The organism is Mammaliicoccus stepanovicii (genome assembly GCF_002902525.1).
Taxonomy (GTDB): domain Bacteria; phylum Bacillota; class Bacilli; order Staphylococcales; family Staphylococcaceae; genus Mammaliicoccus; species Mammaliicoccus stepanovicii.
Window position 1 is genome coordinate 1 of the sequence record NZ_PPQZ01000033.1, and the last position, 16,981, is coordinate 16,981.

General features: G+C 32.3%; 14 protein-coding genes, 6 tRNA genes, 1 rRNA gene and 1 pseudogene. 1 reads left to right on the plus strand and 21 read right to left on the minus strand.

What is annotated here, in order from left to right; all coding sequences use genetic code 11:
• Positions 1–433: 433 nt before the first annotated feature.
• A pseudogene (locus tag CD111_RS06520) lies at positions 434–1,554 on the minus strand (MFS transporter).
• A gap of 178 nt (positions 1,555–1,732) precedes the next feature.
• Between CD111_RS06520 and CD111_RS06525 the strand changes: the two are divergent.
• Entirely contained in the window at positions 1,733–2,575 is an 843-nt protein-coding gene (locus CD111_RS06525) for a LysR family transcriptional regulator (protein ID WP_158245679.1), read from the plus strand.
• A 125-nt stretch (positions 2,576–2,700) separates the two neighbouring features.
• Here the strand turns inward: CD111_RS06525 and CD111_RS06530 are convergent, their stop codons facing one another.
• The 20 genes from CD111_RS06530 to rrf form a co-directional block, all read right to left on the minus strand.
• Complete coding sequence (locus CD111_RS06530) at positions 2,701–3,555, minus strand: HAD family hydrolase (RefSeq protein ID WP_095085960.1); 855 nt, start codon at positions 3,553–3,555, stop codon at positions 2,701–2,703.
• 75 nt (positions 3,556–3,630) lie between these two features.
• A complete protein-coding gene (locus CD111_RS06535) occupies positions 3,631–4,410 on the minus strand; it encodes an ABC transporter ATP-binding protein (protein ID WP_095085958.1) in 780 nt (259 codons plus the stop codon).
• A 102-nt stretch (positions 4,411–4,512) separates the two neighbouring features.
• The gene (locus CD111_RS06540; RefSeq protein ID WP_095085956.1) at positions 4,513–5,298 is read right to left on the minus strand and encodes a VOC family protein; all 786 of its coding nucleotides are present in this window, start codon (positions 5,296–5,298) and stop codon (positions 4,513–4,515) included.
• Between the two features lie 78 nt (positions 5,299–5,376).
• Complete coding sequence (locus CD111_RS06545; protein WP_095085955.1) at positions 5,377–5,832, minus strand: GNAT family N-acetyltransferase; 456 nt, start codon at positions 5,830–5,832, stop codon at positions 5,377–5,379.
• Positions 5,833–5,852: 20 nt separating this feature from the next.
• A complete protein-coding gene (locus CD111_RS06550; RefSeq protein WP_095085949.1) occupies positions 5,853–6,455 on the minus strand; it encodes a DedA family protein in 603 nt (200 codons plus the stop codon).
• Between the two features lie 132 nt (positions 6,456–6,587).
• Positions 6,588–6,800: a copper chaperone CopZ gene (copZ, locus tag CD111_RS06555; RefSeq protein ID WP_095085945.1), complete on the minus strand. Its 213-nt coding sequence runs from the start codon at positions 6,798–6,800 to the stop codon at positions 6,588–6,590.
• Positions 6,801–6,815: 15 nt separating this feature from the next.
• On the minus strand, positions 6,816–9,200 hold the full coding sequence (locus CD111_RS06560; RefSeq protein WP_095085942.1) for a heavy metal translocating P-type ATPase: 2,385 nt from the start codon (positions 9,198–9,200) through the stop codon (positions 6,816–6,818).
• A gap of 16 nt (positions 9,201–9,216) precedes the next feature.
• A complete protein-coding gene (locus tag CD111_RS06565; protein WP_095085939.1) occupies positions 9,217–9,519 on the minus strand; it encodes a metal-sensing transcriptional repressor in 303 nt (100 codons plus the stop codon).
• Positions 9,520–9,689: 170 nt separating this feature from the next.
• Positions 9,690–11,492 carry a glutamine--fructose-6-phosphate transaminase (isomerizing) gene (gene glmS, locus CD111_RS06570; protein ID WP_095085936.1) on the minus strand — a complete coding sequence of 601 codons (1,803 nt, stop codon included), beginning with the start codon at positions 11,490–11,492 and terminating at the stop codon, positions 9,690–9,692.
• A gap of 518 nt (positions 11,493–12,010) precedes the next feature.
• Positions 12,011–13,363: a phosphoglucosamine mutase gene (glmM, locus tag CD111_RS06575; protein WP_095085934.1), complete on the minus strand. Its 1,353-nt coding sequence runs from the start codon at positions 13,361–13,363 to the stop codon at positions 12,011–12,013.
• Between the two features lie 23 nt (positions 13,364–13,386).
• On the minus strand, positions 13,387–14,322 hold the full coding sequence (locus CD111_RS06580) for a CdaR family protein (protein ID WP_095085931.1): 936 nt from the start codon (positions 14,320–14,322) through the stop codon (positions 13,387–13,389).
• Positions 14,323–15,129 carry a diadenylate cyclase CdaA gene (cdaA, locus tag CD111_RS06585; RefSeq protein WP_095085928.1) on the minus strand — a complete coding sequence of 269 codons (807 nt, stop codon included), beginning with the start codon at positions 15,127–15,129 and terminating at the stop codon, positions 14,323–14,325. It abuts the gene before it with no gap.
• A gap of 146 nt (positions 15,130–15,275) precedes the next feature.
• Positions 15,276–16,181 (minus strand): arginase, encoded by a 906-nt coding sequence (gene rocF / locus CD111_RS06590; protein WP_095085924.1) that lies wholly within the window; start codon positions 16,179–16,181, stop codon positions 15,276–15,278.
• Between the two features lie 205 nt (positions 16,182–16,386).
• Positions 16,387–16,459 (minus strand) — tRNA-Lys (locus CD111_RS06595).
• 3 nt (positions 16,460–16,462) lie between these two features.
• Positions 16,463–16,537, minus strand: a tRNA-Gln gene (locus CD111_RS06600).
• Between the two features lie 4 nt (positions 16,538–16,541).
• Positions 16,542–16,625: transfer RNA gene (locus CD111_RS06605), tRNA-Tyr, on the minus strand.
• 16 nt (positions 16,626–16,641) lie between these two features.
• A tRNA-Val gene (locus CD111_RS06610) sits at positions 16,642–16,717 on the minus strand.
• 7 nt (positions 16,718–16,724) lie between these two features.
• Positions 16,725–16,796, minus strand: a tRNA-Glu gene (locus tag CD111_RS06615).
• Between the two features lies 1 nt (position 16,797).
• A tRNA-Asn gene (locus tag CD111_RS06620) sits at positions 16,798–16,872 on the minus strand.
• Positions 16,873–16,887: 15 nt separating this feature from the next.
• Positions 16,888–16,981 (minus strand): 5S ribosomal RNA (rrf, locus tag CD111_RS06625); the annotation flags it as partial.

Below are 16,981 nucleotides of genomic sequence, written 5' to 3' on the forward strand. Positions count from 1 at the left end.
TTATATATCTTATAAACACAATAATAAAAATGTATAAAAAATAATTTTTCTTTCTTAATTGTATTGATTATATAATTTAATTAATAACGATTGTTAAGAATGTCTAGAGTAAAAAGTCTAAAACATAAGGTTTCAGAAACTTAAAAGACGAAACTCACTTTTTATCGTGAATTTCGTCTTTTATTTGAGTTTCCGAAACTTTATGTCTCAGGCCCAATAAGACAATTTTATTATTTAGTTGTCTACTTGACAGGGACAGTTCCCAACTCAAGCGAGTTCTTTTTTTATGATTGATTCAAGAATTTTTCTTTTATTCTATACCCAAAATATCATGATGCTTAAATACTTTTTTAGCATTGTTTATACTTCTAATTCCATTTATATATGAAATTTTAAATTCATTAACTAAATTATCACATTTTTTTGTATACATTTAAACTCTCCCTTTATCTATAAATATATTCACTAACTGAATTAGAATCCCTAACACCACTACTATAAATAAGTATATTTATATGCAAACCTTGCGCTAGCAGAATACCTCCTAATGCTGCTCCCAAAGTACTTCCTAAATAATTTAATGAACTATTTAAAGCCACTGAAGCACTTCCATGTTTTTCATGATTTTTTAATAGTATATGTTGTTGTGGTGCTTGAGTTGCCCATCCCATAGCTCCCCACAATAAAAAAGGGAGGACTGATAATATTGGTGTTTTAATCAAAATAGGTATAAACAATATACTCAATGTCAAAACGAATAAAATTGACAGCATTAAATATCTAGTATTTTTGAATTTATCAATTATAAATCCAACACCAAAACTACCAATTAATCCTCCAACGCCCCAAAAAGTTAAGAATAAACTAATATAATTCGTAGAAAGATATTCGCTAATAACTTACGATAAATAAGTATACAAACCTAAACTAGCTATTGCAGCACATATAGTTACAGAAACTACTCTTAAAACATGAGGATTTATGAACAGTGAGAATCTCTCTTTTAAACTTGGTGTTGCTGGTAATTTAAAATTAGGAAGTAGAAAATAAACACTTATAAATGCGATAATGCTTATTAATACGATTACGCCAATTAAATAAATTCGCTAATTGTAAGCCCACAGGTACACCAACAACAGTACCTACACTCATACCTCCTACAATAAATGCTAAAGCTTTTCCTTTATACTTTTGTTCGACCAAATAACCACCGGAACTCACTGCCATAGGTGAAAAAAGTCCCGCCCCTAATCCAGCTATACATCTTGACAATATATAAAAATAGTAATTCATAGAAAGCATAGTCATCTTATTAGCTACCCCAAAAGTTAATAATGCTATTAATAGTATTTTCTTTACAGAATACTTTGCTAATATTGTCGAAAAAACAGGTGCTGACAAAGCAAAGAACAAAGTGAAGACTGTGACACCCTGACCTATCTGAGCACTGTTTTTATGAAAAGTACTACCCATATCAGGCAATAATCCTGCAACTATATATGTATCCATTCCTAAAGCAAACATACCTAACGTTAATATCCAAATTCTCTTCATTTTTAACCAATCCTATCAAAATTATTTAAGTCTTTTGTTAAAATATCAGACTCCTGAAAGTAATCATATTTCTCACCTTTATTTGTTGATATATTTTCGTAGTAATATGATATGCTTAGTCAGGGAATAATCATTACCTTAAGACAGGTATTAAGCAAATATGAATAGGAGTAATTTTATGAATATTGATTATATAGAAGATTTTATTAAAGTTGCTGAAACTAAAAGTATTAACAATGCTTCAAAATTACTACACATCAGTCCGCCAGCACTTAGTATGCGAATAAAGCAAATTGAAAATTATTTTGATTGTGACTTATTTTATAGAACATCAAGAGGAATATTTCTTACTAAAAATGGAGATATTGTTTTAGATGAACTTATAGAGATTAGTCAGACTTTGAAAAAATTAAAGTTAAAGACTAATACTGTTAATACCTCTAAAATACGAATGGGTATGTTGCCTAGTTTTTCTTTATACAGAATAAAAGATACTAAAGATAAATTAGTTCACGCTAATGTAGATGTAAAAATAGAAAATAACACTCAAGTCCTCCTAAACCACTTATATAATGGAGATATAGATATTATTACTGGGGATATATCTTCTTCCAATAGTACAAAATTATTTTATGAAACATTGTACCGTGAAGAATATATGATAGTCTTTCAAAAAAATAATAATCTTATTTTCAACTCAAATGTGTATATAGAGGATTTATTAAATTATAAAATATTTTTATTATCCCCTCCTTGTGACACCCTTGCATTTATCAAATCAAATTTTTCAAATATGAAACTAAACATTGAATGTAAAGAAAATCTTGAATCAATTTTTGCTAGCGTTAAAACTGGGCAAGGCATCACAATAATTCCAAAATCTTTAGCAACTAGAGTAGAAAGTATGGATCTTGTTTCAAAAAAACTATCAGATTACTATAGAGAAGTTGGATTAATATCTTATAATCGCAAAACTATTGATAGAGTATTAAATATATTACCTGAATCATTTATAGTTTAAAAAATATATTGAAATTCGCGTCACGAAGTGGATAATATGCTGTAATGTAGTTCTGAAGAATCATGTTTGAACTACATAAAAAAACTGAAGACTGTTATCCTTAGATTAGTCCTCAGCTTTCTCTGTTATTTATTTAAGAACTTATCTTTTAAATATTCAGCAACCCCATTATCTGAATTGGTATGAGCTGTTACTTCTTTGCTTAATGCTTTAATATGATCTGGTGTATTTTTCATGACGATGGGATAATCAACGTATTCAAGCATTTGTCGATCATTATCACTATCTCCAACCGCATAAGTAACAGCATCATCCATCATATTTAAATACTTCAATACTTCTTGAATGGCTGTAGCTTTGTTAACACCTTTAGGCATTGTTTCTAAATTACAAGTTGATGAATGTGAAATAGAAATGTTAAGTTCTTCTTTCATTGGTTCAAGCTTGTCTTGCCATTTTCTAATTTCTGCTTCTTTCTTATTTACAAAGTAAAATTTAGAATATGCATCATTAGGAACAGTATCCACCCAGTCTATTTTTTCAGCTAAGGCTTCTATACGTGATTTCATTTCATGTGTTGTTATTTCTCCAATTTCGTCACCATAAATTTCTGCTTCTAAATATGCTTTATCCCGTTTTAACGCTATTCTATTTTTATAATATGGGAATAGTTCATAATAGATATGATCTTCTTCAGCTAATTCGAGTAATTTATGCACTGTTTCCATTGGAAGTTGATGTTTAAATATTTCCTTATCACCAACATAGCCTACTGCACCATTTGATGCTATAACGCCATCAACTTCGAAATTATCAGGGATTAAATAACTAATTTCATCAAATGCTCTACCAGTCGCTATAAATACTTTTATGCCTTTTTGACGAACTTGGTTGATAATATCACATGTATATTCCGTAACTCTATTATTTTCATTTAAAATTGTTCCATCCATATCTAAAAATACTACTTCACTTGTCATGTTGCTTCCTCCAAAATTTATTTAACTAAACTATTATTTCACGATGGTTTCATAAAGGCAATTCTTTAGTTTTTATTACATTTTCGATAATATTGGGCGTTCATTGTTGAACGTTACATTGACATTCATGTTAAATAAACGACTCATATTCTCTGAATTAACGATGTCGTGTATCTTTCCAGATTCAAATACTTTTCCATTATTCAGTAATAAAATATGCTTAAATACGGGTAACACTTCTTCTAAATGGTGCGTGACGTATATCATGGTTGGTCCATTCACATCTTTGCCTATTTCTTCGATTCGTTCTAATAAATCTTCACGCGCTACAAAATCTAAGCCATTTGTAGGTTCATCCAAAATGAGCAACCTAGGTTCAGACATCAATGCTCGTCCTATAAGTACACGCGTTTGTTCACCTTGAGATAATGTTGAAAAACGTCTATTAATATAAGGTGTAATACCTAACGTGTCTGCGATTTCTTTAGCTTTATCTTTAGTTTCTTCACTCGGGTCTTCATATACACCAATCGAAGCATAAGCACCACTTATAATCGTAGTAAATGCATTATCTTCTTGTCTCATTTTTTTGAATAATGAAGATGATACATACCCAATTTGTTTACGTATACTATCTGCAGAATAGCCTTTCTTTCCTTGCTTCATATCTAATATTTCAAAGTTCCCAGATGAAGGTGCAGTGTAAGCATTGATAATATCTAATATCGTCGACTTACCTGCACCATTTAATCCATATAATACCCAATGTTGACCATCATTTATTTCCCAAGAAATATCTTTTAATATAAACTTACCTTCTCTAATCCAATTAATATGTTCTAAATTAAGTAACAATGTTTATCCCTCTTATCTATCAAAATTTTCTTAATATTCACTTATTGTACATGATAGATACGTTATATTAAAGATAAGTCTCACTAAGGTACTTTAATCTTATTATTGTTTATTTATATCGAAGGGTAACCCTTCTGGTGAGATTAAAGTTTGTTTCTTTAAATTAGGTACTTGCATTGATATTCTTGAAATACCATAACTGGCTTCACTATTTTCTAGTTTTTTATGAGATTGCCATGTGTTGATTGCAATATGATGATGATAATCTTTCGATGACATAAACAAAGCTTTCGGGAAATTGCCAACGACCACATCTAAATTTAATATGTTTAAATAAAATGGCTTTGCTTCTTCTATATCATGCGTTTTTAAATGCAAATGTCCTAACACAGCACCATTCGGCATACGATTCCAGCCATTATTTGATGATGCTTGTATTAAATTTTCTATATTTAATTCGACTGTGTCCATTTTAACTTGACCATTTTTCCAATTCCAACTTTGACTATCGCGATCACAATATACTTCTATTCCATTACCTTCAGGATCATTTAAATATAATGCTTCACTGACAATATGATCTCCTGCACCAATTTGTACATTTAATCTTGAAACATGCACTAAAAAATTTGCAAGGTCAGAACGTGTCGGCAATAATAGCGCAACATGAAACAAACCTGCTTCTCTCATACTAGGTGTACGGCCATCTAACAATGATTTCAATGTTATAGTATGCTCTGATTTACCTATACGAAACTGAATATGCTCATGATCTTGTTCAATAATATCTAACCCCAATACACTTTCATAAAATACTTTCATTTTTTCTAAATCTCGAACGTTCAATATAATTCCCGTAACTAATGTGGCATCTTTATTATGAAACATGCTATTTACCTCTTTTTAAGTATATTTTTTATATCACATAAAATATACCACTTTATAATAAAAAGGCAACCTAAAAGGTTACCTTAATAAGTCTATTTCTAAATGAACCATATCTTTACATCGAATACCATTTTCATAAATGGGTTCAGCATAATGTTTTAAGAAATAATCTGTATCGATTGATTTCATTCTAAATCCTTCTTGCTGATACAATTTCAATTGTCCAATGCCTGAATTTCCAGTTCCTACAGTAACAGTGTGACAATTTGATGCTTTGGCTGTCTCAATAATGAAACGAATCATTTCTCGACCTATTCCTTTTCCTTGTTGTTCAGGATCAACCGCAAGATTAACCAATTCTAGTGTATTTGGACGTGTCATAATACTCACTGCAACACCAACAACTTCGCTATCTAATATAAATTCATATACATTACCTCTTTGTGTATAATCATTGATAGCCATTTTGTTATCATCTGCTAATGACATCAAGACTTCATGTTTTTCTGTAAGTCGCTCACATAATCGAATCATATATACACCCCTTATGTGTATTATTTTTTCTTTTTAACAAACCATACTATAAATATAATCACGCCTAATGCAATGATTATGTACATCACATTTGAATAGATATCCATATAGTTCACAATTTGATGCCAGTTACTTCCAACTTTTGCACCAATTAATACTAATACTAAATTCCATATTAATGTTCCTAGTGTCGTCAAAGATAAAAATACCCATTGATTCATTCCACTCATACCAGCAGGAATAGAGATCAAACTTCTAATAAGTGGAATAAATCGACAAAAGAATACTGTCCAAGGACCATACTTATCAAACCAAGCATCTGCCTTTCTAACATCTTCTTTCGTTAATCTTAAATACTTACCCCACTTTTCAACTATACGTTCAATTCTTTCAACATTTAATATGCGACCAATCCAATATAGAATAAATGCACCTACGACAGATCCAATAGTAGATGCTACTACAACACCAAACACAGTTAAATCAGACTTTGTCGTCATAAATCCACCAAATGTTAATATTACTTCAGATGGAATAGGCGGGAAAACATTCTCTATTAAAATTAATAAGGCAATACCAAAATAGCCAAATTGTTCCATTATATTTGTAATCCAACTCTCCATTAATTTGCTCCTTTAAATTGTAATTTTCATTTTAATACCTTCATATGATTGAAGCTAAACATAAAAAATTCATATATTAATTATATAGCAAATCTTATTAAAGAGAGTCAGACCTAAGGATGAACATTATAATTATTTATTTATCACATCATAACCTTGGTCTTCAATTGCTTCATTCATTTGTTCAATTTCAATATTATTTTCGTCAAATGTAACGGTTACATTCCCTTGTTCTAAATCAACAGTTGCTTGATTTACGCCGTTTAATTTATTGAGCGCACCTTCTACAGCTGATTTACAATGTTCACATGTCATACCTTCTACTTGAATTGTTTTTTCCATCATTAACATCTCCTTATATTATAGTTTTACTTTTTTAAGTCTTAATGCATTTGTAACAACACTTACTGAACTTAATGCCATAGCTGCACCTGCTACCCATGGTGCTAGTAACCCTAAAGCTGCAATTGGAATGCCTGCTGTATTATAACCAAAAGCCCAGAAGAGGTTCTGTTTAATATTTTTTATAGTTGCGTGGCTAATCTTTATCGCTTTAGGTATTAATAATAGTTCTCCACCCAAAATAGTGACATCAGCAGCTTCTATTGCCACTTCTGTTCCAGTTCCTATTGCTATTCCTATGTCTGCGATCGCTAACGCTGGTGCATCATTTACACCGTCTCCTACCATTGCTACTTTCTTTCTTTGCGATTGTAATTCTTTAATCTTCTCTGCCTTTTCTTCAGGTAATACTTCAGCAATAACTGAATCTACACCTACTTGTCTTGCTATTGCTTTTGCAGTACGCGTATTATCACCAGTTAACATAATCACTTCTAGTCCTTCGTCTTGAATTAATTTAATTGCTTCAGCAGCTGTTTCTTTTATAGTATCTGCAACTGCTACAATACCTTCAAAACGTTGATCTATAGCAATCATCATCGCTGTTTTACCTTCTGCTTCATACTCTGATAAACTTCCTTCTTCCCCATTTATATCAACGTTATATCCATCTAATAGTTTTCTATTTCCAACTAATATTTCTTTATTTTGTATGATGGCTTTTATGCCTTGACCTGGAATAGCATCAAAACTGGTTACTTCTAACAAGTTAATATCCTGTTCAGTAGCATATGCTACTATTGCTTCTGCTAATGGATGCTCTGAACCTTTTTCAGCACTTGCTAATAGTCGTAAAATTTCATTATCACCAGTAAAATCAGTTACTTCTGGTTTACCTTTCGTGATAGTCCCTGTCTTATCTAATACAATTGTATTTAACTGGTGTGTCTGCTCTAAATGCTCTCCACCTTTAAATAATATGCCATTTTCTGCCGCTTTACCTGTACCAACCATAATGGAAGTTGGGGTAGCTAATCCGAGAGCACATGGACATGCAATAACTAAAACTGCTATTGATGCAATTAACGCATCTTCAAATTGTCCTGGTTGCACGAATACAAACCAGATTATAAATGTAATAACGGCTAACCCTACTACGATAGGTACAAAGTATCCTGAAATAATGTCTGCTAATCTTTGTATTGGTGCTTTAGAACCTTGTGCATCTTCTACAACTTTAACGATAGAAGCTAAAGCTGTATCTTTTCCTACTTTTGTAGCCTCCACTTCAATAAGGCCATTTTTATTAATTGTAGAGCCAATTACATTTTCATTTATCGTTTTTTCAACTGGGATGGATTCACCTGTAATCATTGATTCATCAATTGAAGTTCTACCTTTTAATATTTTACCGTCTACAGGAATTTTCTCTCCAGGTTTAATCACCATCCTATCGCCAACAACAAGATCCTCAGTTGCAATCATCATTTCTACATTATTTCTAATAACTCTTGCTTCTTTCACTTGAAGTTTTAATAAAGAAGATATCGCATTAGTCGTTTGACTTTTGGCATTTTGCTCTAAAAATTTACCAAATAATATTAAAGTTATTAAAACTGCACTCGTTTCAAAATACAAGTGTGGTATATATTCAGGATTTCCAATTGTTTTTATCGCTTCATATAAACTATAGAAATAAGCTGCGCTTGTACCTAAAGCAACAAGTACATCCATATTTGCTCCACCATTTTTCAGATTTTTGTATGCACCTACATAAAATTGCCATCCGATTATAAATTGTACAGGTGTAGCTAAAGTAAATTGGAACCACGGATTCATAAATATACTTGGTAGTGACATATTAAATAAATGTACAAACATAGTCACGATCAAAGGTAATGAAAGAATAGCAGAAATAGTTAATTTTGTTTTCATTTTCTTTATTGTTTTTTCTTTATGTGTTGCTTTTTCTTCATTACCTACTTTAGATTGGGCATCATAGCCTAAATTTTTAATCTTGTTAATTATTTCATTTAAGTTAATCATTTCGGGATTGTATGCTATATTGGCTTCTTCAGTAGCTAAATTAACTATAGCTTTATCTATACCTTCTTGGCGGTTCAATACTTTTTCGATTCGACTTGAACAAGCTGCACATGTCATCCCAAAAATATCTAATTCCACACTCTCAATTAAAACGCCATAACCTAAATTTTCAATTTTATTGTTTATATCATTTACGGTTATCTTCTCTGGATCATATTTGATTGACGCTTTTTCTGTTGAAAGGTTAACTATAGCATCGGCTCCATCCATTCTATTTAATACTTTTTCGATACGGCTTGAACAAGCTGCACATGTCATTCCTGTTATACCTATAGTCGTATTCTTGATTTCACCCATTTATAATCACCTCATCTTATTTAGAAAATTGTTTAAGCACTGTTAATAATTCATCTATCATTTCTTCGCCATCACCATTTTGGATAGCATCAGAAACACAATGTTGCATATGACGTTCAGTAACAGCAAAACCTACATTTTTAAGTGCTGATTGAATCGCGCTAATTTGTACAAGTACATCTAAACAATAGCGATCATCTTCAACCATATTTTGAATACCTCTTACTTGACCTTCTATTCTTTTAAGTCTGTTTATGACTTTATCTTTCTCTTCTCTAGTTCTCGGAGTTGGTGGATGTTCATGTTTAAATTCTTCCATTTCTTCACGTCCTTTCTTTATTACAATATACCCCTATAGGGTATGAATTTCAAGTTATTTGTTTTGTTTAAATTATGTTTTTATCTACAAATAAAAACAGAAACATTCCCTAAAATTAATAGGAATTGTTTCTGTTTTGTTCGATTAAATATTATATTGATTATCGTTCATTATTCAACTGTAACTGATTTAGCTAAGTTACGTGGTTTATCTACATCACAGCCTCTGTGTAATGCTGCATAGTATGAGATTAATTGTAATGTAACAACTGAAACTAATGGTGATAGCATTTCATGTACAACTGGAATGACATAAGTATCATTATCATGTTCTAAGCCTTCCATAGAAATAATACAAGGGTTAGCACCACGCGCTACTACTTCTTTAACATTACCACGAATAGATAAATTAACTTTTTCTTGAGTAGCTAAAGCAATAATCGGTGTGCCTTCTTCTATTAATGCGATTGTACCGTGTTTCAATTCTCCACCAGCAAAACCTTCAGCTTGAATATAAGAGATTTCTTTAAGTTTTAGTGCTCCTTCAAGTCCTACATAATAATCCATAGTACGACCAATAAAGAATGCATTACGTGTTGTTTCTAAGAAATCTTTCGCAATTTGTTCCATTTTTGGTGCGTCATCAACGATTGCTGTAATAGCAGTTGTTACTTTACCAAGTTCAGGGATTATATCAACACCAGTGTCTTTACCATGTGCAGTCGCAACAACTTGCGAAAGAATAGCTAATACTGCTATTTGTGCTGTATATGCTTTTGTAGATGCAACAGCAATTTCTGGTCCTGCATGTAAGATTAAAGTATGATCCGCTTCACGAGACAATGTAGAACCTGGAACGTTTGTGATTGTTAATGATTTATGTCCTAAACGTTTAGCTTCAACTAATACTGCACGGCTATCGGCAGTTTCACCTGATTGTGAAATAAAGATAAATAATGGTTTTTCTGATAATAAAGGCATATTGTATACAAATTCAGATGCAACATGTACTTCTGTTGGAACGCCTGCCCATTTTTCAATGAACTCTTTACCTACTAAACCAGCATGGTAGCTTGTACCACATGCAACGATATAGATTCTATCTGCTTTTGCAACATCATCAATAATCGCTTTATCTATTTTCAATTCACCATTATCATCTTGATAATTTTGAATGATATTTCTCATTACACCAGGTTGTTCATGAATTTCTTTAAGCATGTAGTGATCATAAGTACCTTTTTCTACATCAGATGCATCAATTTCTGCTTTATAGCTATCACGCTCAACTACTTGACCATCTTGGTCTTTGATGATAACTTCATCTCTTTTAACGATTACAATTTCATTATCTACTAATTCTTTATAAGTATCTGTAACAGCTAACATTGCAATTGCATCTGAAGCAATTACATTAAATCCGTCACCAATTCCAACTAATAATGGTGATTTGTTTTTGGCTACATAAATTTTTTCTGAATCTTGTTCATCTAATAAGCCTAAAGCATAAGAACCATGTAATAATGATAAAACTTTATTAAATGCATCTTCTGTTGTTAATCCTTCATTTGAGAAATATTCAATAAGTTCTACAATTACTTCAGTATCTGTATCAGATTTAAATGTAATATTAGATAAAAATTCTTTTTTAAGTTGTTCGTAATTTTCAATTACACCATTATGAACTAATGTAAAACGACCAGAAGTTGATTGATGAGGATGTGCATTTTCGTAGTTAGGTACGCCATGCGTTGCCCAACGTGTATGCCCAATACCAACATTGCCATCAAATTCAGATTCTGATGCTTTACGTAATTCGGCAATTCTACCTTTTGCTTTAAATACTTTAATTTCTTCTTCGTTACGTACAGCAATACCAGCTGAATCGTACCCTCTATATTCTAATTTCTCTAATCCTCTTAATAATAATTCTTTAGCATTTGCTGTTCCAATATATCCTACTATTCCACACATAAATAAATTCCTCCAATTTTAAATAAGCGGTTAGACAATTTCAAAATTTGCCCAGTCGCTTTCTATACATCATACATTTCTTGGCTATTTCAATGGCTTTGGACATACAGTTACCTATATGCTTTAAACATTGAACTTTCGAATGGGCCACATCCGGGATAGCATCCGCCGATAATTCGATAACTATCCTCCTCGTCAACAAAGACAACAACAATCTCTCAACATGTATCTGATTATACATGTATCATAAATCATGCGTATACTTTGTTCAGGCGCTATAAGTTTCCTATATCTAATGTACCTCACATTCCTCCTTTTATAAACTCTCTCTATTCTACAATGAAATGTAATGTTGTGCAATTATAATACCATTATGTACTACATTAATTTACGTTATAATGTTAATATTTATTAATAATAATTAACACCTAAAAATAAAAGCAGTCATTTTGCACACTTATAATTTAAAGTGCGAACAAAATGACTGCTTTCTCATAGCTAGTTATGATCTAAATTTCTTAATTTAATCCCATTTCTTGTTGTACTACTTCAGCAATACTATTAACAAATCTTTCTGCTTCTTCTTCTGTCTTTGCTTCTACCATTACACGTACTAATGGTTCAGTTCCTGATGGTCTCACTAATATACGACCTTCACCGTTCATTTCGACCTCAACTTTAGTTATAATTTCAGCTACTTTAGCATTTTCTTCTACACCATATTTATCTGAAACTTTTACATTCACTAATCTTTGAGGGTATTTTTTCATTTGACTAGCTAATTCACTTAAGTTTTTACCTGTTCTCTTAACAATACTAGCTAAATGTGCACCCGTTAATAAACCATCACCAGTAGTATTATAATCCATTAATACTATATGACCAGATTGTTCTCCACCTAGACTATAAGAACCTCTTCTCATTTCTTCTACAACATATCTGTCGCCAACTTTGGTTTTATTAGATTTGATTCCTTCATTATCAAGTGCTTTGTAAAAGCCTAAATTACTCATAACAGTTGATACGACCATATTATCTTTTAATTCACCATTTTTAGCCATATCTTGAGCTAATATAAACATAATTTGGTCACCATCGACTATTTGACCTTTTTCGTCAACAGCTATAATTCTGTCGCCATCACCATCAAATGCTAATCCAAAATCAGCTTCATGTTCTAATACTGCTTCAGCTAAAGTTTCTGGATGAGTAGATCCTACATTTAAATTAATGTTATATCCGTCTGGTTTACATCCTATTGTTTCACTTGTTGCTTCTAAATCACCAAATAAATATGGAGCGAGAGAATAAGTAGCGCCATGTGCACCATCCAAAACAATATTAAGTCCATCTAAATCTCCATCTACTGTAGATTTAATATAGCTTATATATTTTTGAGCACCTTCAAAATAATCTGATGTATGGTTCAAGTCTTTACCTGTCGGACGTGGTAAATTATCTTCAGTTGAGTCTAATAGTTTTTCTATTTCATTCTCTTCATCATCTGTTAACTTAAATCCATCAGGACCAAAGAATTTAATACCATTATCAGCAACTGGGTTATGTGATGCACTTATCATTACACCTAAATCCGCATCCATTACTCTTGTTAAGTAAGCAACGCCTGGTGTAGATATAACGCCTAATCTCATGACTTCTGCGCCAATTGAAGAAAGTCCAGCAATTAAAGCTGATTCTAACATCTCACCAGAGACGCGCGTATCTCTACCTACTAATACTTTTGGATTCTCACTACCATGTTTCTTCGCTAATACGTATCCGCCAAATCTGCCTAATCTAAAGGCTATTTCTGGTGTTAATTCTGAATTAGCTACACCTCTTACACCGTCAGTTCCAAAATATTTACCCATATTGTAATTCTCCTTTAATTCTTTTAGTTTTTAGAAGCATTAATTTTTGCCTCAACATTTTTAAATTCAGCATCATCTATACCATTCGGTAATTTTAAATCTACTGTTTTCGTTGTATTTTCTTCAACTTTTGAAACATCGACTGGAACATCAATAGAATCAATTCCATCTAAGACATTCCTTGGTCCATAAACTTTCACTTCAGATTTATTTAATTGAATATCATTAATATTAACATCTTTACTAATTGATCCTTTTGTAACTGGATTCAATCTTACTTTTTTGCTAGATTTCTGAACTTTAATTTTAACATTTACTGTATCAGGTCTAATTTGTACATCTAATTTATTAAGATTACTATCTAATACACTTATACCTGCTTTTTCAGTTGTATCTTCTGATAATTGTTTCGTATCATCTAATGTTGCTTTCACATATGCAATTTTGTTTAATTCATCTTGGCCACCTGTAATCGTAACTTGTGATGGATTCACTGTCTCACCAATCAACTCATAGCCAGAAGCTATTCTACTTTGATTAATTTCTGCTTCTATTGGATATTTTTTAGAAACTTTTTCTTGTAGTGAAACATTTGCACGTTTAGGAATTACTTCGTATTTTAAATCATCACTCAATCCTTTTACTTTAAAATTCTGCTTATATTGACCAACTGATTTGTTTTTCAAATCAAGTTCAACTTTAAAGTTAAGTAATTTTTCTGCTCTTAATATAGTTGATTGTGGTCCAGACACTTTAACATCTACTGTCTTTGGTGCGCCAGATAAGTACAATTCTTTAGAATCATACACCGTATCAACCGGAACATCTTCAATGATTTGATTAGAATTCTTTAATGCATTTTCAGAGAATAAACTTCCAAATACATTATTAACAGACAAGAACATGAGTAACGCGAGTATTAATGCTACAAACCTAAGTCCCCATTTCGACTCTAGCATCTAATTCACACCCTTTCTGTTTGGTACAGAACCGAACCAGTGCTCTACTAATAGCTCTCTAAATGCATCACTTGAAATATCTTTACGCAGTCTACCATCAATCGTAACAGAAATCGAACCTGTTTCTTCTGACACAATAACTGTAAATGCATCAGAAACTTCTGAAATACCTACAGCTGCTCTATGTCTAGTACCGAGACTTTTGGATATTTTTTGGCTATCCGATAATGGTAAGTAACTAGCTGCTGTTGCAATTTTTTGTTCTTGTATAATCATTGCACCATCATGTAACGGAGTGTTAGGAATAAAGATATTAGTTAATAATTCTTGTGAAATATCTGCATTTATAGGTATACCTGTTTCTATGTAATCTTGTAAACCTGTTTCTTTCTCAAATACAATGAGAGCACCGATACGTCGTTTTGCCATATATTGTACAGCTTTATCAACACTGTCAGTCAATCTTTCTTGTTCTGCAGACGTTGTTATATTTACACGCTTAAATAAGCTACCACGCCCTAGTTGCTCTAAAGCTCTCCTGAACTCTGGTTGGAAAATTACAATGATCGCTAAAAATCCCCACTGTAATACAAAATCAAATAATACCGTTGTTGTCGTTAAATCTAAAAAATTACTTATTGTTCTGCCAATTATGATGAAAAATATGCCTTTTAATAATTGTATAGCTTTTGTACCTTTAACTACTGTAATAACTAAGTACAATACATACCACACAATTATTAAATCGAGTATTCCTGTTATTACTTTAATGGCACTCAATTCACCAAATATGTCAGGTAACTGCATAGTATCTCCTCCGCGTTTCATATACCTATTCATTATTATATCAATTTTTTATACTTAATGTTAAGTTTATTATTCTTTAAATTAAAAAAGAGACTCCTAAATATAGAAGCCTCTTCATTTATAATAATTTTATATAAAATTGTCAATTATAATAACTTCTCACCAAAGAAAGAACCCATTAATCCTATAGCTTGATATGCGGTTTTATTATATTCATCAATGAGCGGATTTACTTCAACCAAATCAGCAGAGACAATTAATTTAGATTCATGTAATAATTCCATCGCCAAATGACTTTCTCTATATGTAACTCCACCAGGGACAGTAGTACCTGTACCAGGCGTTTCTACAGGGTCTAATGCATCAACATCTAATGAAAGATGTATGCCATCAGTTTTATCTTTTAAGTAATCAATTGTCTCATGAATAACTTTATCCATACCGAGTTTATCAATATCCGCCATCGTATAAGTATGTATGCCGACTTCTTTGATATATTGTTTTTCACCATCATCTAAATCTCTCATACCAATTAGTACAATATTTTCAGGCTTAACTTTATTTTTATAACCACCAATATTAACTAGCTGTTCATCACCATCACCAATCAATGCCCTTAATGGCATACCATGAATATTACCACTTGGTGAGGAATCTAATGTATTCAAATCACCATGTGCATCATACCAAATAACACCTAAATTCTCATAATGCTTACTAATGCCTGCAATTGAGCCTATTGATAGAGAATGATCACCACCAAGTATCAGTGGAAAATTACCTCTTTCTTTAGTTTCATTAACTGCTTCATATAAATTATTAGAAAAAGTAATAACTTCATCTAAATTTCTCAAACCTTCTTGTTCACCTTTGTATTTTTTCATGTTTAATTCTGGTGATTCTACATTACCTTTATCTATTACTTCATGACCAATGTCTTCGATTCTTTCAATTAATCCAGCATACCTTAATGCATCTGGACCAAAATTGACACCTAATTTACGTTGACCAAATGCAGTTGGCGCACCAATTATTTCTATTTGTTTATTCATCTAATAAAAACCCCCTAATTGTCATTACTATTATATTCTAGTATATGTAAACCCTTACATCAAGCTATATAAAGGTGTGTGATTAATATTAATATATTCCAAATATTTATACATACATGTATATTATAAATGCATGAATCATGCATAACATTTTAATTGCAAATAAAAAAAGAAACGATAGTGTAATTACTATCGTTTCTAAATATGAGCCATAGAGGATTCGAACCTCTGACCCTCTGATTAAAAGTCAGATGCTCTACCAACTGAGCTAATGGCTCTAATGGCTGGGCTAGCTGGATTCGAACCAGCGGGTGACGGAGTCAAAGTCCGTTGCCTTACCGCTTGGCTATAGCCCAACAATGGTGGAGGGGGGCAGATTCGAACTGCCGAACCCGAAGGAGCGGATTTACAGTCCGCCGCGTTTAGCCACTTCGCTACCCCTCCAGCTTATTAAAGAAAATGGTGGAGAATGACGGGTTCGAACCGCCGACCCTCTGCTTGTAAGGCAGATGCTCTCCCAGCTGAGCTAATTCTCCATAAAAATGACCCCTACGGGACTCGAACCCGTGTTACCGCCGTGAAAGGGCGGTGTCTTAACCGCTTGACCAAGGGGCCATGGCTCCACAGGTAGGACTCGAACCTACGACCGATCGGTTAACAGCCGATAGCTCTACCACTGAGCTACTGTGGAATAATAAAACTAATTGCCCGGCAACGTCCTACTCTCGCGGAACGTAAGCCCAACTACCATCGGCGCTAAAGAGCTTAACTTCTGTGTTCGGCATGGGAACAGGTGTGAC

Excerpts from the sequence above, each read along its gene's own strand:
- glmS (WP_095085936.1), bottom strand. The coding sequence starts at position 11,492 with ATGTGTGGAATAGTAGGATATATTGGAACAGCAAATGCTAAAGAATTA.
- CD111_RS06525 (WP_158245679.1), top strand. The coding sequence starts at position 1,733 with ATGAATATTGATTATATAGAAGATTTTATTAAAGTTGCTGAAACTAAA.
- CD111_RS06565 (WP_095085939.1), bottom strand. The coding sequence starts at position 9,519 with ATGGAAGAATTTAAACATGAACATCCACCAACTCCGAGAACTAGAGAA.
- CD111_RS06580 (WP_095085931.1), bottom strand. The coding sequence starts at position 14,322 with ATGCTAGAGTCGAAATGGGGACTTAGGTTTGTAGCATTAATACTCGCG.
- CD111_RS06540 (WP_095085956.1), bottom strand. The coding sequence starts at position 5,298 with ATGTTTCATAATAAAGATGCCACATTAGTTACGGGAATTATATTGAAC.
- cdaA (WP_095085928.1), bottom strand. The coding sequence starts at position 15,129 with ATGCAGTTACCTGACATATTTGGTGAATTGAGTGCCATTAAAGTAATA.
- CD111_RS06545 (WP_095085955.1), bottom strand. The coding sequence starts at position 5,832 with ATGATTCGATTATGTGAGCGACTTACAGAAAAACATGAAGTCTTGATG.
- CD111_RS06560 (WP_095085942.1), bottom strand. The coding sequence starts at position 9,200 with ATGGGTGAAATCAAGAATACGACTATAGGTATAACAGGAATGACATGT.
- glmM (WP_095085934.1), bottom strand. The coding sequence starts at position 13,363 with ATGGGTAAATATTTTGGAACTGACGGTGTAAGAGGTGTAGCTAATTCA.
- CD111_RS06530 (WP_095085960.1), bottom strand. The coding sequence starts at position 3,555 with ATGACAAGTGAAGTAGTATTTTTAGATATGGATGGAACAATTTTAAAT.
- CD111_RS06550 (WP_095085949.1), bottom strand. The coding sequence starts at position 6,455 with ATGGAGAGTTGGATTACAAATATAATGGAACAATTTGGCTATTTTGGT.
- copZ (WP_095085945.1), bottom strand. The coding sequence starts at position 6,800 with ATGATGGAAAAAACAATTCAAGTAGAAGGTATGACATGTGAACATTGT.
- rocF (WP_095085924.1), bottom strand. The coding sequence starts at position 16,181 with ATGAATAAACAAATAGAAATAATTGGTGCGCCAACTGCATTTGGTCAA.